21 protein-coding genes are annotated in these 21,468 nt (G+C 37.5%); 3 read left to right on the top strand and 18 right to left on the bottom strand.

The annotated features are described in order from the left end of the window. Positions 1-963, top strand: a complete 963-nt coding sequence (locus tag CLV32_RS01650) for a CgeB family protein (RefSeq protein ID WP_133551733.1) — start codon at positions 1-3, stop codon at positions 961-963. Here the strand turns inward: CLV32_RS01650 and CLV32_RS01645 are convergent. From CLV32_RS01645 to CLV32_RS01590, 12 genes are all read right to left on the bottom strand, one after another. Then, on the bottom strand, positions 960-1,781 hold the full coding sequence (locus CLV32_RS01645; RefSeq protein WP_133551731.1) for an alpha-1,2-fucosyltransferase: 822 nt from the start codon (positions 1,779-1,781) through the stop codon (positions 960-962). The two genes, CLV32_RS01650 and CLV32_RS01645, sit on opposite strands and share 4 nt — an antisense overlap. 9 nt (positions 1,782-1,790) lie before the next feature. Further along, positions 1,791-3,143: a flippase gene (locus tag CLV32_RS01640; protein WP_133551729.1), complete on the bottom strand. Its 1,353-nt coding sequence runs from the start codon at positions 3,141-3,143 to the stop codon at positions 1,791-1,793. 9 nt (positions 3,144-3,152) lie between these two features. Continuing rightward, positions 3,153-4,100: a hypothetical protein gene (locus tag CLV32_RS01635; protein ID WP_133551727.1), complete on the bottom strand. Its 948-nt coding sequence runs from the start codon at positions 4,098-4,100 to the stop codon at positions 3,153-3,155. A 31-nt stretch (positions 4,101-4,131) separates the two neighbouring features. After that, entirely contained in the window at positions 4,132-5,199 is a 1,068-nt protein-coding gene (locus CLV32_RS01630) for an ATP-grasp domain-containing protein (RefSeq protein WP_133551725.1), read from the bottom strand. Positions 5,200-5,274: 75 nt separating this feature from the next. Further along, on the bottom strand, positions 5,275-6,153 hold the full coding sequence (locus CLV32_RS01625; RefSeq protein ID WP_243732210.1) for a glycosyltransferase family 8 protein: 879 nt from the start codon (positions 6,151-6,153) through the stop codon (positions 5,275-5,277). A gap of 18 nt (positions 6,154-6,171) precedes the next feature. Next, positions 6,172-7,062, bottom strand: a complete 891-nt coding sequence (locus tag CLV32_RS01620) for a glycosyltransferase family 2 protein (protein WP_133551723.1) — start codon at positions 7,060-7,062, stop codon at positions 6,172-6,174. Between the two features lies 1 nt (position 7,063). Beyond that, the gene (locus CLV32_RS01615) at positions 7,064-7,843 is read right to left on the bottom strand and encodes a glycosyltransferase family A protein (protein ID WP_133551721.1); all 780 of its coding nucleotides are present in this window, start codon (positions 7,841-7,843) and stop codon (positions 7,064-7,066) included. Positions 7,844-7,992: 149 nt separating this feature from the next. Further along, positions 7,993-10,176: an LruC domain-containing protein gene (locus tag CLV32_RS01610; protein ID WP_133551719.1), complete on the bottom strand. Its 2,184-nt coding sequence runs from the start codon at positions 10,174-10,176 to the stop codon at positions 7,993-7,995. 201 nt (positions 10,177-10,377) lie between these two features. After that, positions 10,378-10,905: an ATP-binding protein gene (locus CLV32_RS01605; protein WP_133551717.1), complete on the bottom strand. Its 528-nt coding sequence runs from the start codon at positions 10,903-10,905 to the stop codon at positions 10,378-10,380. Beyond that, positions 10,902-11,240 carry an STAS domain-containing protein gene (locus CLV32_RS01600; RefSeq protein WP_133551715.1) on the bottom strand — a complete coding sequence of 113 codons (339 nt, stop codon included), beginning with the start codon at positions 11,238-11,240 and terminating at the stop codon, positions 10,902-10,904. The genes CLV32_RS01605 and CLV32_RS01600 overlap by 4 nt, the downstream gene beginning before the upstream one ends. After that, complete coding sequence (locus CLV32_RS01595; RefSeq protein WP_133551713.1) at positions 11,227-12,369, bottom strand: fused response regulator/phosphatase; 1,143 nt, start codon at positions 12,367-12,369, stop codon at positions 11,227-11,229. Before CLV32_RS01595 ends, CLV32_RS01600 begins: the two co-directional genes overlap by 14 nt. Continuing rightward, entirely contained in the window at positions 12,362-12,904 is a 543-nt protein-coding gene (locus CLV32_RS01590; RefSeq protein ID WP_133551711.1) for a hypothetical protein, read from the bottom strand. Before CLV32_RS01590 ends, CLV32_RS01595 begins: the two co-directional genes overlap by 8 nt. A 36-nt stretch (positions 12,905-12,940) precedes the next feature. Here CLV32_RS01590 and CLV32_RS01585 point away from each other — a divergent pair, with 36 nt between their 5' ends. Both CLV32_RS01585 and CLV32_RS01580 read left to right on the top strand, forming a co-directional pair. Further along, a complete protein-coding gene (locus CLV32_RS01585) occupies positions 12,941-13,852 on the top strand; it encodes a glycosyltransferase family 2 protein (RefSeq protein ID WP_133551709.1) in 912 nt (303 codons plus the stop codon). A gap of 6 nt (positions 13,853-13,858) precedes the next feature. Then, complete coding sequence (locus tag CLV32_RS01580) at positions 13,859-15,025, top strand: glycosyltransferase family 2 protein (protein ID WP_133551707.1); 1,167 nt, start codon at positions 13,859-13,861, stop codon at positions 15,023-15,025. Between the two features lie 2 nt (positions 15,026-15,027). On the opposite strand, the gene CLV32_RS01575 is transcribed toward CLV32_RS01580, so the two are convergent. The 6 genes from CLV32_RS01575 to CLV32_RS01550 form a co-directional block, all read right to left on the bottom strand. Further along, positions 15,028-17,550 (bottom strand): non-ribosomal peptide synthetase, encoded by a 2,523-nt coding sequence (locus CLV32_RS01575; RefSeq protein WP_133551705.1) that lies wholly within the window; start codon positions 17,548-17,550, stop codon positions 15,028-15,030. Between the two features lie 284 nt (positions 17,551-17,834). Next, the gene (locus CLV32_RS01570) at positions 17,835-18,020 is read right to left on the bottom strand and encodes a hypothetical protein (protein ID WP_133551703.1); all 186 of its coding nucleotides are present in this window, start codon (positions 18,018-18,020) and stop codon (positions 17,835-17,837) included. 223 nt (positions 18,021-18,243) lie between these two features. Continuing rightward, the gene (locus CLV32_RS01565) at positions 18,244-18,801 is read right to left on the bottom strand and encodes a hypothetical protein (protein WP_133551701.1); all 558 of its coding nucleotides are present in this window, start codon (positions 18,799-18,801) and stop codon (positions 18,244-18,246) included. Between the two features lie 9 nt (positions 18,802-18,810). Then, the gene (locus CLV32_RS01560) at positions 18,811-19,467 is read right to left on the bottom strand and encodes a hypothetical protein (protein ID WP_133551699.1); all 657 of its coding nucleotides are present in this window, start codon (positions 19,465-19,467) and stop codon (positions 18,811-18,813) included. 359 nt (positions 19,468-19,826) lie between these two features. Continuing rightward, the gene (locus tag CLV32_RS01555) at positions 19,827-20,078 is read right to left on the bottom strand and encodes a hypothetical protein (protein WP_133551697.1); all 252 of its coding nucleotides are present in this window, start codon (positions 20,076-20,078) and stop codon (positions 19,827-19,829) included. Positions 20,079-20,092: 14 nt separating this feature from the next. Next, the gene (locus CLV32_RS01550; RefSeq protein ID WP_133551695.1) at positions 20,093-21,460 is read right to left on the bottom strand and encodes a S46 family peptidase; all 1,368 of its coding nucleotides are present in this window, start codon (positions 21,458-21,460) and stop codon (positions 20,093-20,095) included. Positions 21,461-21,468: the final 8 nt, after the last annotated feature.

The raw sequence follows: 21,468 nt of genomic DNA, 5'->3' as shown, positions 1-21,468 counted from the left end.
ATGTTAAAAGATCCAGTTAGAGGCAAACGTATCCTATTTATCGGAGTGAAATTTTATCATTACAATGATGAGATCATTTCGAAATTAAAGGCCCGAGGAGCTGAAGTAGTTTTTTTCTATGAGCGGGATATCACGCTCAAGCATGCTTTTATTGATTCCTTTTTACCAGATCAAATGGATAAATGGCAGGCGCAACATTACAATTGCATTCTAACATCAATATCCGGACAAACATTCGATTATTTGCTGGTAATTAGGGGTTATAAAATGCCGATCGGTTTTGAAAGTGCTGTTAGGTCTATGAATCCGAACATCAGAAGTATATTGTATCAATGGGATTCATTAAATAACTGGAACTATTTGGACGCAATGGGTAGTTTTGACCGTGTTTACACTTTTGATTATAAAGATGCTGAAGATTTAAACATCAAATATATCCCAACCTTTCATACCGATGAATTCTCTGTACTTAAACCCGTTAAGATTAAGTATGATCTGTTTTTTTTCGGTAACTATACATTGGAACGCTACCAGGAAATGCAGAAAATTATCGATTTTTCTGTTGAGAATGGTTATCGGCTTAAGACACATTTATTCCTGAGTTTTAAACGTTATTTAAGAGAACGTATTAAAGGTGCGAAAATTGACCGTAAATATGTTGCTTTCACCCGGATGAATAAATATAATTATCTGCAGCTATTTAACGAGAGTAACATCATTGTTGACATTACTACAGAAACGCAATCGGGACTCGCCATGCGAGTTCTAGATGCGCTTGGGGCAGGAAAGAAGTTAATCACCAACAACAAGCATATCAGTGCGGAACCGTTTTATAATCCAAAGCAGATTTATATCGTAGATCCAGCTAACTTCGAGATCCCTGCGTCTTTTTTCGAAGAGGAAACCTTTGACAAGATAAATTATTCTATAGATACGTGGATAGATCGAATTTTTGCAGATTAGGATTTAGGTTCAAGTACATCGCACCAAACGAAACGATCTGTCATCACTTTTTTTGGATGTTCTTTACCAATCCTGAATCCAAGCCAATTTTTAGGTCCATAAACCGTATTTTTCTTTTTCGATAAATAACATGCCCACCAGGCGAAGCTACTATTGGAGATAATGGCTATGTCAGCATTGCTGATCAATTGAAAATCGATAATTTCAGAATTTGAAGAATAAACATAATTTGGCATTGGCTCAAAAAACGACTTTACGTGATCCATGTCGTCACTTACAAAAAAAACCTTGTAAGCAGATATATCACCAAGTGCATCAAGTCGATCCTTAAAATATTGCATCGGCAGCGAAATATCCCTTTTACCATAGTTCATATAATCAGTTCTCCTGATATGAACCACAATGGTTTTATTGGTGCTGAAAAGTTCACCAAATCGCTCCTGAAATTGAGTTAAAAATTCCTGCTTCAGCTTAATCTTGAAATCTCCTGAAATTCGTTTAACATACCAGTCGGTCTGAAAAAAACCTTTGTATATAGTCCAGTTTGTTACATCGATTTTTTTAGGTACCTGAATGTTCTGGATATAAATTTCTTTAAATCGAATTAACTTCGGGATTGATCGCGCAATTATCGAATAGAATTTTGAGCCTAGCGTCAGACTTTGATACGGTTCAAGTTCAAAATACTTAGTTAAATAAGCATGATGAGGATTTATAAAAAAAAATGATTGTTTAGGATTATTCGTTTTCAAGTACTGAAAAAAAGCATACTGAAATATTTGATTTCCGAGTCTTCCGTTAAACTTTACACCGATCATATTCTTTGGCTAGTTGGGTTCATTTTGTTTCTTGTCTGGGCGTATGTATTTATGATATACTTCAGGATAAAATCTGTAAGCATAAATGAATGTATGCAGAACATTTACATGTAACTCTTTACGGAGAATGTATTGCGCAATGGCAAATCCTATTACGTTTGATAAAAGTGTAGCATAGGCAGCACCAATCACTCCAAATCTAATGATGAATAAGTAATTTAAACCGAGGTTCAAACTTGCTGTAATCAAGACGATCACAAATGTTAAGCGTGTGCGTCCTATCGAATCCAGGATAGTACCGAATTGACGGCCGTATGGGATCAACAAGCAATATAAAAGTGTTACACGAAGCAAAGGTATTGAATCATCGTATTTACCACCTGCAATAAAATGAACGACAAAGCCAGAACAGAAATAGAGAACAATTAGGCCGGGTATTAAAATAGCCAGGATAGTGCCAACAGACTTTTCATACAAGTATCGGATAGCATCTTTACCTTCGGTCTCCATCCGCTTTGCACTTTGGGGAAAAACAATGGTCGCAACTGCTCCGGTAGGAATATCAATAAGATTGGTAATTCTTACCGCTATGTTAAATGCCCCCGATGCAGCTGGAGACAGTAATCCTCCGAGCATCATCTGATCTATTGTTCCTGATAAGATTGAACTGATTGATGTACCAAAAGCATATTTTCCATAGTTGAACAGCTTCTTAATCCATTCAGGATAGATTTTAAAAGCAATTTTAAGATAAGGTCTTGTATAATAAAAGGCGACTATGGTAGACAATAACGCACTGAAAATCTGTACATAAATTAAATGAATCAGTGGCATGTTGTAATTACTTAAAAAACACGCTGCCACATATAGGAAAAATGATGCCTGTCTGATGAAATTTGTGATTACAATCCCCGTAAAACTTAGGTTAGCCTGCTCAATACAATTAAATTGCGTAAGCAGTCCCGAGAGTAGAAATACAATGTTATAGGTGTAAAACATCGTAGTTAATTCCGGTGATTTCCAGATTACGGCTAAAGTATGCGCGAAAATCAGATTGGCGATAATGCAACCTATCGTAAGTGCACCACTTATGGTAAAGGAAGCAGAAATGATTTTATGATGTTCAGATTTTTCTGAAGATGAAACGAATTTGATCAGTGCGTTCTGGATAAGGCCACTTCTTATAATTTCCAAGATTGTTGTTGTCGACATGAATAACGTCCATGCCCCATAATCCTGCTTACTTAAAAGGCGAACCAGAAAATAAAAACTCGCAAAACCAAAAAATACGCCCGCAAAGTTTTGAATAACATTCAGGAAACCCGATTTGATCCAATATTGATCTTTAAATTTAAATTTCATCTGAATTAGCTAAAAGTACTGCTCAACATAATTTCTGACATCCTCGTCTGTTTTTGCATGAAGGATCGTAGCACCCGAAAACTTAGGATATAGCTTTTCGTAACACTTGAAGTGGTGCTCAGGGCCTTTCTTCGATAGGATAAGATTCACACCACCAAAGTAACTCGCCAAAGTAGCGGTTCCTCCATGTATTGATATAAATTTATCCGCATTTGCATACACCATCATTTGCAAATGATTAAAATTATTGGCTTTAACCAAATTCTCTTTAAAAAGGTTCTCCATTAAAATTACTTCAGGGTATTCCTTTTCCAGCCATTCGAATTCGTCCATGTCATAAACATCACTATTGTCCATTGTAATATTTTGTGGACGGGGACGATTATAGATAATAGTATACCGGTCTTTAAGATTTGATATAATATGCTCCAGCGCTTCGATGCTGTAAAAACTGATTGGAGGGCCATCCCATTCCATATTATACCTATTGGCAATGATCAGTATGGGTTTATCATATTTGTATACGTCATTCTTATAAGTATCCTTTAAAGGAACAGGAAGCCATTTGGACATATCGTAATCCTGGCTGTAAAGAATTCTTGGCATTTCATAGTTGTAATTTCCTTCGTTACTTCTTGTATCAAAACTTTCCGTATGATCGGGTGAGAAAAAATACATTTCCTTAGTAAATTTCGCTGCATTGGTGCTTTTCAGCGTACCATTTTTATAGTGCCAGTAGGCAAATGGAAGAGCGAACTGAAGTTCGGGTGCAAATTCCCCGCTAAATGCAAGCTCTTTATATTTCTTTTTAAATACGTAATCTTTCAAAAGATATTTCCATTGCACAAGCTCGCAGTAATATGTATCACGATAGTAGTAGCGAAGATCGACGGGCAAATTACCATATCTGACTTTTACCAGGAAACCAAGAACCTTATTAATTAATTTTTCGAACATTTGTGATCAATTATAGTATTGTTTTTTATGGTCAGTTGTTTAGGATTTGTAAGGTCCTCGCTACCGGATCAGAAAAATAACTTTTATACTTCGTTTTTTTTAATGATAAGCCATTGGTCAAGATCGATCTAAAATATTCTTTTAGGGAAATCTGCTCTGCATTTCTCTGTTTAGAAATTGATATATGCTCATTTAAAGCTAAGCTAACCATAATTTCAGGAAAATTCAATCCAGCTTTTAAATATGATGAAACTACCGATGCCCAAAACCTACCGTTAATTTCCAATATAAGTGCAGATTCTGTTTTAGCCATCCTGCGCATATCTACGCAAGCCACACCATTCCAGTTTAATAATTTCATCATTTTCTTTATAATATCAATCACTTTCTCGTCGTCATGAAATGTAAGCGTGTCATTTGAACTGAAATCAGATCCTGTTTTTACCGGAGACTCCTGTATCGTATGGAAAAGAACTTCTCCGGATTTACAGATCACATTACATGTAATATCACTTCCAATAATAAACGGCTGGACGATATAGCCGCTCATTGTGTCTGCGTTTTCGTTGTAAAAAGACATTAATTCTTCAAGAGATGAGAATTTTTGGATCATCCTTCCGAAAGATCCTCTAACTGGCTTGACAAGTAAAGGGAAACCGATCTTGCTTGCTGCAAGTTTAAGCTCATCTTCGCTTTCTATATGTGCAAAAGTAGGACAGGGGAGGTCATGTTTTTTTAAAAATTCCGCAAGCAACATCTTGTTGACACCTATATCGAAATTTAATGGATCGGTAACCAGACTGCATTTAGCGTGTTGAGATAATACTTCAAGATTTGCACTGACAAATCGGATTTCCATCTCATCGATTGGCATAATCAAATCTATAGCGTGCTTTTTGGTGATTCCAATCATTTCTCTCAATTGATCATCGGGATCATAACAATAAGTTTTCTTGAGAAATCTTGAATATTTTGCCGCATTCTTCCGATTACTCGTCAGTAAATAAATCCGGTGCCCGGAATTTCTTAAACAGTACAAGACGCCAAGACACAAATTAGCGTCATAGCCAATAATTAAAATGGACTTATTCTTTAGCATCTAACGTAGCTTTACGAAATATAAACATACTGTAGTTGCATATAAAAAACAATACAGGGATACGATAAAGTTTATTTATTTAAACATTTTACCGAGTTTGATCATCACCTTCCTGAACAGCCGCTTATAATCACTCACGGGTTTGAAAGACTTGTACGGTGTTAAACGTAAATATTTATAGAAGGCATCATAATAGGTCTTATTTGTATTATAAGACTTGAAGATAGGTTTTATGTCCAGAAAATGTATAAGAAATGGATCTTCGACATTGAGTATCGAAAAAGTATTCCATCTACGATCAAGTTCCAGCCATTGGCCATGTAGAACTACATTAAGTCCATATTGATCTGCGAAGTTAACGGAATCCATATTTACGTTAATTGCGGTAATCACTTTATTGGATATATCTTGTGCACGCCATTGAATAGGATCGACTAACAATAGACCCGCATTGAAATATTTGGAGGCTGGATCTATTCCGAGTTCTTTATAATTAGGTATGCCTCCCCAGTCACTGCCGACTATCTCACATAGATCCTGTGCTGCTGCGAAAAGGTGTCCCTGAAGATCTGTATTCCATAATTCAGAAATATCTTTCATGACAATCATATCCACATCCAGATACAGCATTTTTTTTGTGTCTGCTGGAATTATATACGGTGCAAACAGACGCATATAGGTGGTGATTGGAAAAGCAGATTTATCTGTGGGAATCTTTACATCCTTTGGTACAACGTCCTTTGTTTTTTGCCAGTGCAATTTAAACATAGCCGGATTTGCAGAGCCAGTGATCATCTGTATGTTCTTTTCAGATATCCCGTCGTCGATGATATAAAAGTGTATAGGCTCGCCAGATACATGGTTAACTTCTATTGACTTAATCAATGCAGCCAGTAGAATGGCATAAAAGTTATCTGTTGCAGCAACAATGGTGATGTGATTCTGATTTTCCAATGTATTGACGTGAGTGTGTTAAAAATTTTCTGAACTTGGACCTGATAAATATTCTTTCATTCTATTTGAATGTAACTTTAATCTATTGAGGAAAGATTGCATTAGTCCACCTTCTGAAGTAAGGCGGCGTGCTGATGTGAATACCCTAGCTTTAGGTGCGGTAACAAGCACCAAATGCCCAACTTTTTTCAGGTTGAGCGCCATCCGCCCATCTTCTGCCTCATCTACAAAATAATCACTCCCTACTGCGTTGTCAAACTTCCTTACTTCCGTTACTTCAAATCCGCCATTGTTCCTGCCAGCCTCAGTAAGAAAGCCCATATTAAAACCTAAAAAGTTAATATGCTCACGTTTATACTTTCTGACCCGGATAAGTAATCCCGTGATCTTCTCGTAAATCGTCATCATGAATCGCTCTTTTGGCTCTTTTGGCATGAAAGAATAACGGCCGTATACGCCAACACAACCTTTAACTGTTCTCAATGGCTTTACCATCAAGTCTACCCAAGAAGGCGGGTAATAAGTGTCGGAGTCAGCACAAAGGTGATATTTACCCTTAGCTGCCTCTAGTCCCATCTGACGTGCATGTGCTGTTCCTTGATTGGGTTGGAAAAGGCTAAGTACACCAAGTTCATCGAGCACGTGTTGTGTATTGTCTGTAGAGTTATTATTGATTACAACAAGCTCTACGCGATATTTTGTGTTGCTTGAAGCCAACGAAGACAATGTTCTAAAGATATTGTTCTCTTCGTTCCATGCCGGGATCATAACAGAAATCTCCGGATCTGCGGACCGGAATTTACTAAGACGTGATTTCAGATCAGCTATCTCATCAGCAGATAAATCTTTGAATTTCTTGTCTGGAAACTGATGTAGCTTAACCCATTTTGGTATATCAAATAAAGCCATATTAAACACTTTTGTTCTGAAGATGAAAGTCCAGATGGAACTTAAGATAGCGATAACTGTGCTTAATTACTACTATTAACGGATTTTTTGTGTTCCTCCAATAGTTTCGTTGGACTGTGCTTGGCTCGGAAGAGGAGTTTTCCTGACTAAACAGCCCGTTTATATCATTGTAAAATAAAGCCTTTCCTTTATGCTGAATAAAAGACATCATCATCCTATATTCTGTCCTTTCTACCGGTATGCCTTCAGCATACCTTCCAAATTTCTCATAAAAGTTACTCCGTCTCAGATGAGGGTGATCACTATAGTAATAAAATTTTCTATAACCGGTATACCAAGGCCAGGAAGAAAAAATCATTTCCGAGAAATTACCCCGATAGGGTTTAAGATAGGGATATTTAAAATAAGCATAATATCTCGTCATATCAAATTGCTCATTTTCTTCCATCATACTAAGAGAAGCTGCAAATTCAGTTTTGAACAGATCCTTAGGTACAAAGTCTTCCTGTACATATAATGTGTATTTTGCTGAAACGCGGTCCTGACCCTTATTTATATTATTGCCCAACCCTTTGTTTTTAAGCGTTGTAACTAATATATAATTATAACTCAATTGCATTTCCTTAAGACGCTCAAGATGCTCAGGCTTACTACCGTCATCAGAAACAACAATTTCATGAAAATGGAAATCTAACTCCTGGAACCTCAACAGAAGTCGCTCAAGCGAACTGCTTCTGTTGTAATGGGTAATCAATAAAGAGACGTTATTAAAAATGCTCATTTTGGAACTGAAATTACGCAATATAAATTATAGTACTAAGCTAAGGTATAATAAGGAACACTGAAACTATTTCTTGAAAAGAAGAGAGAATTTAAAGTTAATGGCATTAATAAAAGATGAAGCACCCATTTTGATGGGTGCTTCATCTTTTATTTTGTGTAGATATAGCTGGAATTGATAAAGTTTGAATTCGTATACCAATCTGGATATAATTTTCCGCCTGAATTTGCCCACTCAGCGAATTTGGTATATCCTTTTGTGATTTCTACGCGTTCGATAAGATAACCGAAATTTGCAATCGGTAACTCTATAGCCCAAGGTAGGTTATTTGCTGTAGTATAATATTTACCGGGTTCAGACTTGTCATCGAGCGTTCCGAACAATTTTTGATTGGCTAGTTTTGTTGGAGCTTTCCCAAACATATGTGTTTCATAACCACGTCCAAATCCTGCAGTGTTATTCCAGATAAAGGGGTTATATGTTCCGATACCGAAATTTGCCAATAACGGGCCGCCCAATACATCAAATGTTATAGAATAATTCTTGACAGGTGATACGGTTTTTCCTGGTTCTGTATTACCTGTTGCTTGTTCTTTTCTGCTGTCGTCAAACAACATAACCACAACGCTATCTTGTTTTCCTTCGAGATAAATACCTTCGCTCGCAGTTACAACTTTCGCATTGGCAGCAGGTAAATTAAACTGTATTCCTGTCCCATTATGATAATCCGCACCTGTAGCTTTCAGTGCATAACTGGCGCTAATCTGTACAACGATATTATTGCTGTTAGTTACTAACAAGTATTTACTATTCAATACCACATCGTTCAAATCATAGTCACCTTTTAACGGCCAGCTATCTTCAAATGCAATTGTCGATCCACCATTAGCGTAGTTTACTGAGTAGCTGTTAAATGCTTTATTCACGTCATTTGGGTAGGCATCCTGCTCATCAATGATTCCATCACCATCAGTATCGGGTTTAGTAACAACTGGGGTAGGAGCTTTGCCATTGCCAGTTGCGTTACAATCTGTAATAGGGATATATAAATCGCATGAAGCGACTGCACCATTTGAATAATGCTTGGTACCAATGTCTGTTGTGCTACAAAATTGTACTGAGCCTGTTAATTTTCCTCCATTATTTTTTACTTTATCGTCAACCCTGCCAGTCACTTTAAATAATGATGGTGAGCTTGTGCCTATTCCCTCAATGCTGCCGTCCATGTTATTGAGTGTTGCAGTTAAGTGCATTGCACCGGCATACAAGTTGATCTTTCCACTACCATTAACGTAAGTATCGCCTTTTACTGTAACTAAACTGTAATTGTTCAGCGTGTTGTTCACAGTGAATGTATTGTTTACGGTAAGGTTACATTGATTATTGACAACAGCATTACCATTTAAGACCAGATTCTGAAATATAGCTGCTTTATTGTTAGTAAAAGTTCCGTCTAACTTCGACTCGTTTGCAGTAACATTGAATTCTAAGTTATTGACGATCGTAGAATTGCTGTTTGTTTCGAAATTGTTTTTTATGGTTAATGTACCATCATTTTGTAAAACAGTGTTGCCAGCCAGTTTCAGACCGTTGAAGGTAATTGTTCCTCTGTTTATAATGTATTCCGCGCTTTTCAATTCATAGTTATTATTAAAAACTACAGTTGTATTACTGGATACCACAATATTTAAGGCCGTATGATTGAAATTATTGATCGTAATTGTTTTAGATGGTGCATTTAATTTTAATGTTCCTCCTTCATTCGCAGTAACATCGAGTGAAAGGTTGTTAGTAGCAGTAAAACAAACGACCTGATTTTTGCTTACATTTAAGCTAGTGTTGTTAGATGATGAAGTTGTAAGTCCGCAATCTGCCTCAGTGATAGTAGCCATAACAGGATTTAGGCTGACCGATTGAGTATTATTAACCGAGCTTAAAGCCACAGAAATATTATTCGACGTCAGCGCTATTTTTTGCGTTGTCGAAGAACCATCCGGTGCTGTTTTTACTACATATACTTCATTGATGGTAGTCGGTAAGGAGATTTTTGTGTTAAAAGGACTAACTAACGAGGCAGATCCTTTAGATATAGGCGTGCCGCCGTTTATAGGATCATTAAGGTAAACCGACACAACATGTAGCTTGTTCTGGAAACGTGTGTCGCTAATTCCAATACTTAGCGAAACGTCACGTGAGGTTTCCCAATGAAAAGACGTTGGAACAGCTAAATCCGTAACTGTTTGATTTGCGGCATTGTCTACCGAACTATCTTTTTTACAGGCAGCCAGAAGTATTACTAGGCCACAGAAAATTGAGCGTACTTTTATATTCATATATCTATGTAATTGCCCTCTACAAGGCAAAATTTATTCCTAAATGAGTAATTAAAGGATGGAAATTAAAATTCGATTAAATTTAGTTGACTATTTGATTTTAAGCTGTGAAAATATATTTCATACTACATATCTATTTATAATTCATGTTTTTTTGTGTGGAATTATTTCCCGATTTGTGGATAAATTGGGGAAAAATGCTCACAAATTTAGATGTACAATAAACCGGTTTTCCAGTAAATCGGGGTCATGCTGGTATATAAAGCTGTCTGATGCTAAAGTAATGATATATAACCCAAAATGTTCAGGTAGAAAATCAATACTGATCCCTTCTTTATAATTGTCTACGAACCTAAATCTATAAGGATCAAGAATCTTAATATGATGGGGTTGTGATTCTGACAGATGAACCTTGATTGTCCTGTCAAGTTCCACAAATGGAATTTGTTCTGAATCTCCTGCAAATTCTATTTGTAGTCCTTTATCTACTTTCTGTATGGTAAGGGTAGGGTGGTTGAATGTAAATTCAATAGACGCATTTTCATCCTCAGAATGTTTAATGGAGTTGGTTACCAGTTCGACAAGAATTAGTTTGATTTTTCTAATCTTGTCTTCGTCCAATGTGACCTGAGCCTTCAATAATTCCAGCACCTCATGTACATACGCAAGTATCCCTTCTGCATCTTTTGGGATTTTTAATCCGATTTGTATGGATGAGGGTTCTTTCATTTAAAATCCTGTAAAGCTGTTTCTAAATTATCTTTCAATATAAATATTTTATCTAACCTGGTTAGTTCAAATAAGTTTTTTATATCCGCATTCAAACCTGTGATTCGTAGCGTGCCATTTAGAGGCAGGAGGTTCTTTAATATCGCTACCAGCGCTCCTAAAAATGAGCTATCGAGATATTCTACCTTTTCAAAAGAAATGATCAATTTGGTTTCTCCCTCCGCTATTTCACTTAAAACCATTTCCTTAAAATGTTCAGATTTAGAAAGGTTCGCTTCTTTTTCTTCAATTGTTAGGATAAGGATATCACCCTTTTTTTCTTTACTGATATTCATCTTTTTTTCTTTTAATAATTATAATGCTGCAGTCGTCGATTTGTGATGTATGTTTATTAAATAACTTGGTTACAATATGCTCAGTTGGCTCATTCCGTAGTTTCAGATCTCGAAGTTTTTGTTTAAACAGGTTTATGTCTGACTTTTTTTCTCCATCTATTTCAAAATCTATCATTCCGTCTGAGATCAGATACATTTCTTCACCAGGTTGGAGGTCTATATTGATGTCGTCATAAAAGACTTTTTCAGAAAATCCGAGTAAGATGCCTGTCGACTGGTAAGCAGCTATTTCAGTTGTTCCTGCTTCATACTTTAGTACGGGTAAATCTCCTGCTCCTGAATAGCAAAGTGTAGCTTCCTCATCGTCGATCAACACAATACTTAATGTGGAGAAGATATCACTCAGAAACTCGTCAGCATAAATTACCCTGTTCAACTTATGAAGGATGATGGGAAGCGAAAATGTTTCATCAAATACACAGAGCCGGATGGCAGATCGGATATAACTCAAAAAGCTAAAGGAAAAAAACCATGCGCCCCACTTTTTCCCCATAACATCTCCAAGGATTACAAAAGTATAACGATCGTTAATTTGAATAAAATCTATGAAGTCGCCGCCGGGCTGATATTGATAGGATTGATTGAAATAACTAATCGAGAAGTTCTTAAGTTCTGGTGCTTTTTTAGGTATATTTCTAAGATTTAATTTTTCGGCTATACCTTTGACTTCACTAAGCGATCGTTCGTAGTGTTCCCTTACCGCAAGCATCAGGTTGTTGATTTTTGACAAAATGCGTGCCGGTGGAATATCTTTAGCCATATAATCTATCGCCTTTAAATCCAGGCCCTGCTGGATAAAATGCTCATCATTTACCGATGTCAAAAAAAGAAACGGAACATTTTTTAATAGGTCATTTTTTAACAGCCTTTTTCTAAACTCGAAACCATTTTTATCGGGCATCTCATAGTCTGAAATGATCAGGTCTGGAATTTCATTGTTGAGTAAGATAGCTTCGGCTTCGTCAACAGACAAAGCTATACGGCAACTGTATCCATTGTTCTGAAGTAGCTTTTCATACAACTTCAACTGAAACATGTCATCATCAACCAATAGAATGGTTTTATTCATTGGGCTTAAAATTAAAAAATGATTTTACAATAATATAAATTCCTACAGCAATTACAATCAATGATATCACATCCATAAGCGTGACCCCATCATTGGGATTGAAATAAAATATAGTAAACATTTCAAAATATGGTGGGGCAGGTAAGATGATCATCGCAAAACCTAAAGTAAGCAACAAAAAACCTATGATTATTTTGATGAATTTTAAAATGAAATTTTTAAAAACAACTTTTTTAACCTGTCGCGAATCGATATGCTGTGTGGTCAAAAGAAATTCCAATTGATCGAGCTGATCAAGCTTATCCAGATTAGCCATAGAGATTTGCTTGATCTCATTGATTACGTCTTCACTCTTGACTTTGCGTTCTATTGCTGTATTGATGGTATCCTGAATTTCTTGTATATTTTTTGAATCCAGCTTACTTTGATCAAGTAGAGCCATAAATTCGCCTAGTTTTTGAAATAATTCTTCATCTTTGGCTTCAAGATGCTTTAATTGTATTAAATCTTCAGTAAGTTTAGTTTTCTCTGTCAAAATGTCCGCGCGCTTAATTATGCAAAATAAGAATAAATGTCTCTGATTTCTATCATTACCGTTAATTTTAATCAGCCAGAGGCTACGCTGGCTTTGCTCAAGTCGATTGCCGACTATGATTCCAAATTCGATCTTGAAATTATCGTTGTCGATAATGGAAGTAAGGAGAATCCAGAACCCCTATTTCTCTCCGCTTATCCCGGAATTACCTTTATTCGCTCCGCAAAAAATCTAGGCTTTGCAGGAGGAAATAATCTGGGAATCGACGTGGCAAAGGGAGATTTGCTCTTCCTGGTAAATAACGATACAGAATTCAGGCCAGAATTAATTGAACAGCTTGCAGATACGTTGAAAGGGAATAATCGAATTGGAATTATTTCTCCAAAAATTCTTTATTTTGATGCACCCGAAATTATCCAGTACGTTGGTTTTACACCAATGAACTATTATACCTGCAGAAATAGGTGTGTCGGGCAATTTGAAATTGATGAAGGGCAATATGATCATATCATCGGACCAACTGGTTATGCGCATGGTGCCGCAATGATGATTACGCGCGAAGCACTGGAAAAGACAGGGGCAATGGCTGAAAATTTTTTTCTTTATTACGAGGAAATGGACTGGTGCGAATTGATTAAGAAGGCTGGATTCGAAATCTGGGTAAACACCAATGCGGTGATCCTTCATAAAGAATCGCTATCAGTGGGCAAAAACAGCGCACTTAAAGAATATTTTATGAATAGAAATAGGATCTTGTTTATCAGAAGGAATGCCGGACTGCTTCAAACATTGTTTTTTATGATTTACTTTGTCCTGTTTGTAGCTCCCCGAAATATCATGAAATATTTCAAAGATGGCTACGCAGCATACAGCAAGGTTTTGTTGAGTGCCATATGGTGGAATTTCACTCATTCAAAATCAAGTAAAGAACTTGGATATAAACTTTAATATATAATGATTATTCTATTCTGGATTTCTCTGTTTCTGGTATTTTATACATTCTTCGGTTATGGAATAGTATTGTACCTCCTTGTGCGTTTAAAAAGGATTTTCACGCCAGTTAACAGGAAGAAATTTCTATTTGACGATTTACCTAGTTGTACACTGATTGTTGCTGCTTATAATGAGGAAGACTTTATTCATGAAAAAATAAAAAATACCTTGCAGCTAAACTATCCAGAAGGAAAGCTGGAGCTGATTTTTGTTACAGATGGCTCATCTGACAGGACTCCGGAGATTGTGGCCGAATATCCAGCTATCAAATTATTACACGATACCGCTAGAAAGGGAAAGATTTCGGCCGTCCACCGTGCTATTGAACATGTTACGACCGAATTAGTTGTTTTTACTGATGCAAATACCTTTCTGAACAAAGATGCATTGGTTTTGATGTGCCGCCATTACGCAGAGCCAGGAGTAGGTGCTGTTGCTGGTGAAAAACGCGTATTGATTGAGGAAAATGCAGACGCCACTGCCGGCGAGGGCTTTTATTGGAAATATGAATCAAAACTTAAAGAGTGGGATTCAGAACTTTACTCTGTTGTAGGAGCAGCAGGAGAACTTTTTAGCGTCAGGAAAAATCTTTATCAGCCAGTTCCTGCAAATAGTGTGTTAGACGATTTTATGATCTCGATGAGGATTGCGGAAAAAGGGTATCAGATTATTTATGAACCCGACGCATATGCACAGGAAAGTTCGTCGGCTAACATCGCTGAAGAATTAAAAAGGAAAGTCCGTATTGCCGCCGGAGGCATACAATCGGTAATCTGGTTAAGCGCACTGTTAAATCCATTTAAATTTCCGGTGCTTAGTTTTCAATACATCAGTCACAGGGTGTTGAGATGGACGATAACACCCTTGTTAATGGTGCTCACATTTGTGCTAAATGGGTGGCTAGCAGTATTGCATGCCGGATTAATTTACGATTTGCTGTTTGCTGGGCAAGTTTTCTTTTATCTGGCCGCATACCTTGGTAAAGTCATGGAGACCAGAAAAATGAAAGTGAAATTATTTTTTATTCCCTATTATTTCTGTGTGATGAATTACGCAGTTATGGCAGGTTTATTCCGTTTCTTTTTTGGAGAGCAGTCTGTGATTTGGGAAAAAGCAGTGCGCAAATAGAATTAGGATGTACCATCGAGTGCATTCTGTAATTTACGTGCAAACTTTTCGTTCAAAGCATGTTCGAAAATAGTAAAATGATTGCCGCGGATCCTATGAAGGAAGACTTCTTTCACAAAAGGCTTCCATGCCTGATACCGTAGATAATTAATTACCACAGAAGGCTTCGTGGCCATAAAGTAATGCACCGAGATGTCTGACTTTTTTAAATGGTATGAAAGACTGGCGATTTCGTTAGCTCGGGTTACTTTCGCTACAGCCTTAAAGTTGGTATCCATGTCATCTTCGTGGGCAAGGTGTTGCGCTGTTGGCCTGGCCGCAAGGAATTTCCGATACAGGGTAGCGGAGATATCGGAGATGCTGCTATTTATACGCGCTAAAATCCCAGATGATGAGATTGCACCCTTTGGAACATAGGAATCAAATAAACCAAGGAATTGTACTATACGACCCATTTTTATCATCTGACGTGCCATCTCAAATGCAATCAAGCCGCCTTGAGAGTATCCTGCTAAGAGATATGGTCCATCTGGATTTTGTTTGATAATTTCCTTAATATATGCCGAGGCCATTTCTTCTATAGTCAGTAATGGTTCTTCGTGTCCGTCGATTCCGCGTGACTGTAAACCATAGACAGGCTGATCATTTGCAAGTCGGTTTGCAAGATCCAAAAAGGCAAAAACAGTGGCGCCAACTCCATGTACTATATATAATGGGTTTTTGGAGCCTCCGGGCTTTAATGGCACAAGGGAATCAAATGCAAATGGTTTGATATTGTCCATTAATGAAGAGAGTTCCGCAATGGTCTTGTATTTAAAAAGTGCACCTAAAGGCAAATGCTTGCCTGTATTATTTTTGATTGCCACAGTTACGCGAACAGCAGACAGGGAATCACCTCCTATATCAAAGAAATCGTCGTGAATTCCAACATTATTCAATCCAAGGTAAGTACACCATATCTGCTTAAGCTGAACCTGTAATTCAGTCTGCGGTAATTCCAGATCCTCAGCCACCCGGCGCAATCGAATAGCCGGTGTGGGTAACGCTTTCCTGTCAATTTTTCCATTTGCTGTTAGCGGGAAGTTTTCTATTAGCATAAAGTCATTCGGCATCATAAAGCCTGGGATAGCCGTTTTAAGAGTTTCTTTCCAAGCCCCAATCCAGGAATCCAGGTTTTTTTCGTCTACAATGCTATCCGTACTAACGTAGGCAATGATTCTAATGTCACCATTTGATCCTTCCCAGGTAGATGCCAATGCCTCTTTAATATGCTCGAGATGTGATAAACTATAATCTATTTCACCAAGTTCTATCCGGTAACCTCTAATTTTTACCTGGTTGTCAATTCTTCCAAAACATTGTATTTCGCCATTTGGAAGAATCTTGCCTAAATCGCCGGTTCTGTAAATCCTGCCCTCAAAATCACCGTTCTGAGGGAAGCTGATAAACTTCGAGGCAGTCAGCCCAGGATTGTTGAAGTATCCTTTTGCGAGACCTAAGCCCCCTATACAGATTTCACCTGTCCTTCCATTGGGCATCGGGTTCTGACAAGCATTAAGGATTACTACGTTAGTATTTCTAATGGGTCTACCAATCGTGATGTCTTCAATAGATGTAATCTGTTTTCCGGTAGAATAAATGGTGGTCTCTGTTGGCCCATACATATTGAACAACGCTGTACAGCGTGGAAGGATTTTTTCTGCCAGTTCTTTTGGTAATTGTTCACCGCAACAAAGCACTTTCATGTCGTATTTCGTCTCCCATCCGGCCATCAGCATCAGTTTGTAACTTGAAGGAGTGGCCTGAATAAAGTTAATTCCGTTTCGTTCTATTGCTTTGAGGATCGCTGTACCATCCTTAGCAGTAGCACTATCAGCCAAAACCAATGTTGCCCCCACTGTTAATGGAAGAAATAGCTCGAGTACAGAGATATCGAACGATACTGTCGTTAAAGCCAGCAGTCTGTCCTCTTTTGTTATCCCTGGGAACTCCTGCATGCTGGTTAGTAAATTGCGTAGACTTCGGTGTTCAATCATAACACCTTTGGGCAAGCCTGTAGATCCTGATGTATAAAGTATATAGGCAAGATCAGTATCTGAAGGCTCCTCTGTACTGCCTGCAGCGGGATAATCATCAAGCAAGGAGAAAATATCATCGATTAGTATTTCAGCACCAGGGAAATTAAGTGATTTTTGATATTTTTCGTCGGTGATCAATAATTTTGCCTGTGCGTCAACAAGCATATATTCTAATCGTTTTTTTGGGTAACCTGGATCCAATGGGAGATAGGCGGCTCCAGCTTTCATGATAGCTATAAAAGTAATAACCATCTGTATTGAGCGGTCTACAGAAACGGCAATGACATCACCTTTACCATACCCGCCTTGCTTAAAAAGTGCGGCAAGTTGATTTATCTTTCTGTTTAATGCCCCGTAATTAATATGCTCATCTTTGAATATGATGGCTATCCTATCCGGGTTTAACTTGTATTGTTCCTTTAATATCGGAATCGTAGTTGTCAGCATGCAAATAATCTTTTGGCTTGTAGTAAGCCGGCTTAATCAAATGGTCAGTTTCAAGAGACGTTTAAAACAGCATTGGATTAGCGCTGACATTGTCAACGCTGATTAAACATAAAAGTAATTTGGTTAGCTTTAGCCAATACAAGCCTGTTCGTTTCGTTCATTTTCGGTAAACGGACAACACAGAATCGTGTTCACTTAATAATTGGTGAATGGCAATTGTGTAACGGATATCAGGGGATTTGGTTTGAAAATAAAAAGGCCGTTTTGTGAAACGGCCTTTTTATTTATTTTTTCTCAGGAGGAGTAGATACGATTTCGCCAAACTCATTGACGTATGCCATCATACTTTCCAAGTCTCCACCAGCAGAATTTTGCTGACGTTCTTGTTTTCTTTGTTCTTTATCTTCTTTTTTCTTTTGTCTGTTCTTTTCGAGTTGCTTCTTCATGAAGGTAGCCTGTGATTTAGCCATATAGTCAATTTTTAAGTAAATAAATAACTATGCTCTGTATCCACTTATGGTAGCTCTCCATATATAATATGGATGCCATAGATCGCAATGTTTAACTCTCGGGAGGGAACAATGAAGTAGCCAGGAGAAATTGAAACCCAACCTAGATCAGGTTAGGATGCTGATTATAGAGAATAGTACAATAATGTAATGCAAATATACAGAAAATTTCTGAAATACTACACTACTTAGCTAAAGTGACCCTGTATTGTGCGGTCAAGGTTGCTTTAAAACTTACCGGAGTTGTTCTCCTGACTTTGCCAGATAATTCATAGGTGTAATTTCCGCCATTAAAAATATCTTTAAGTTCTTCTTCCGGTCCTGTGATGGGAACAATTAATGACGGGGCAATAAAGTCAAAATTGGTATTCACTTTCGCTAATTCATTTGACACGCCTGTTCTGGATTTTAACTTTACTGTTAGATTTTCCAGCAACCTGAAGTTGTATGTAGTATCTGTATTTAAAACATCTAACCTTAATGCACTAATTTTTATACTCCGTATATCTCCTATATTGAATTCGCTGTTTGTTGCTGCACTGATTAAGGAATCCAGGTTGGTGCTTCCTTTTACTTCTGTGATTGTTGTGTTTGTACTGGCGTCTGTAATAACAGGGAAGGTAAAGCCTACTGGAACAGCTGCGGTGACGAGATCTCGTGTAATATGTTCATTTCCCTTACTGCAGGAAATAAGTAAAAGGATAGGGAATATAAATGTAAAGAATAATTTCAACGTCTTCATGCTGTCGTGTTATTTGACCAGTTTATAAAAAACTTTACTCAAATTAGTTTTCATGCCAAAGGTAATCGGAATTGATTGAAATACCTTATCCTGGATTTTGCCAAATCCGCGCATATAACTTGCTTCGAAAAAAATTAAGGTAAATCCCAGACCATAATCTATTCCGCCTCCGGTTTCAATTATACTCATTCCATTTACTTTGTTGTTTAATGTCGCAATCTGATTAAGAGCATCCAGCTTGACCCGAGGGCTCAGAATAAGTCCACCGCCACCACCTAGGAATCCGTAGTATCCAAGCCTGCCAGATGTCTTTCTATATCCTATAGCCATGCTGGCTAAATAGGTTGTTGCGCGACTATCTTTGATGACTGTTGTGTATCCTTTATCGGGTGTTATTTCATCGAATACATAGGCATGTAAACTGGCCTTTGGATAGAGGAAAAAATTACTCCTACCAAGCGCAAGAAGGCCACCTATGGAGGTCGAAAATTTTGGCCCGAGATAGTCGCGCGTTTCGCCAATTGGAAACGCAAATCCAAATCCACTTACGCTGTAAAACTTGTCTTCACGAACGGGTGTCTCCTGGGCAGATAAGTTCTGTGAAATAATGGAGATGAATGGGAGTATGGTTAAAAAACGGAGAAATCTTAAGGCTTGATCAGTCATGGATAGAATATGTGTTTCCGCTTTTTTACGTCGTTTTAAAAACAGTCTTTCGGTGAAATAGTTTGTGTTAAATTGTTTTAATGCTGAAGGTAATCTATAGCACAACCAAATCAAATTATTTTGTCAAAATAAGTGAAACCTCTCATAAATTTGGTTATAAGCTCTAACAGAATTTTATTTTTTGTCTTTTTATAAGTTATTATTAATCAAATAAATAATTTAGTTTTTATATTTTAATGATTCATATCCATGTAGTGACATTCGATTGAACTTAACTTTAACGGCCGTTAAAATCCAAATTTAATTCTGATCTTAATTTTAAGAGTTTATTTTACAATATCTTATGAAGATTTAATAAACTAATACTCTTGGCGCTTAATGGCATTTGAGAAATCGCTTCGCATTGTCTTAAAGCGATCAATTACTGTCGAGATGAACGCATCATCAAGTATCTGAAAGACTTCATTGGCCCCTCCTCCGGTGAGGTCAAGTTCAGATATTTTATAACTTTGTTCAAGTGTGCCCTGTTCAAATTTAACGATGTATTTCTGATTCATATTGAACAGGGAAATTTTACATTCTGGATGCGGAAGCTCGGCAATGATTCTCATATTTATTTAGTTTTTCAGTTATTTATTCCTAACTCCTCAAGGATAGATTGGCCATTTTTTATGCCTGATGATACACCTATGATTGTTCTAATATCAACCATATTTAGCTTGTTGTTTATGATGCCAACAAGCTCGCCTTTAGCATTCATGACTGGGGATCCTGAGAAGGCTACAGGCGGGTTACTTATTTTGCCGAACGTGAAAAGGAGACGGCTATTTTGTAACCCTAATTGGTAGGTGTTGTCACGCTCTGTTTTTGTGTTTTTCAATTGTTTGCTGATGTCATTTTCAAACACCAATAACCCATCGTTGTAAGCGGAAAATAACCTGAACGATTTAAGCAAATTACCAAATACGTACTTTTGGTCTTTAAGTTTTGTGAACCCCCAGGTATCATTCACGAAGTCGTTGATTGCAGCCGAAATATCAGTACTTCTGTCTGTAATCTTTTTTACGGCATCGATAGTTATACCTGGTCCTAAATTAGTTGAAGAATTCAGTAGTTTCGCCAAATCGCTTCTCTCCTGATCCAGTCGCATCTTTTGATAGTTAGACAAGAGTGCTTGCTTGAAGGCTTCAATATTTTGCAGGTAATAGGATTCTTTTTTAGATGAAGGCTGACTCTCTAAAGAGGCCTTAAAGTCATTTGTTTGTTTGCTGATTCGTAACAATGGAATGTTGCTGTATAGTTCGTTGAACCATTGGTCTGTCTTCTGTTGTTGTTCCAGCGCCAGAACTTCATCTTTTGTTTGATAGCGTTTAGCCTTAGAAAAACCTAGGGAGAATATAAAGTCATTCATAGCGGCGCCATTTCCATTAACCGACAGGATTTTCGTCGGTGTGTATGGAATGTTTTCTGGGGAGTACGAAGTTGGCCTTCCTTCTTGCGACACATATGCGCGTAGCACGATGAAGTCTCTTGTGCCGTTGTCAGCTTTTGTTGCTTCTGTAATCGGACAGTATACGAATCGGAGATCAAAAATGTTCGTCGTATTGCCGTAAGGGTCTGTAATAGTACATGTAAGTCCTTTTGCTTCTATCTCCTGGTTTTTATCGCCTGCGGAGAAATATTGATTTAAACTATCTGTCTTTGAAAATGTGAGTGGCTTAGCTGCATTTATTTTTTCATTACTCGTTGTAATCAAAATCCCGCTGTTTGACAGAAATGTTCCTGTGTAACCACCAAAGTCAACTAATGCGCTGCTTAATCCCGATCCGTTGTTATTGTGAATAGCAGAGGGTTCAATAGCAAGCCCAGAAGATTTAAGTGGGAGCGTTGGGATCATTTTTAAAGGGTAAACCCCCTCCTCAGGAGTTTGCTTAGCCTGTAAGGAGTTGATGTTGGACAACATTAGTCCAATAATTACTAAATATTTAATCATCGAAAACC

The sequence above is a fragment of the Pedobacter duraquae genome, from assembly GCF_004362245.1.
Taxonomy (GTDB): domain Bacteria; phylum Bacteroidota; class Bacteroidia; order Sphingobacteriales; family Sphingobacteriaceae; genus Pedobacter; species Pedobacter duraquae.
Note: the sequence above shows the minus strand (reverse complement) of the source record. Positions and strands in the feature narration are given on the sequence as shown.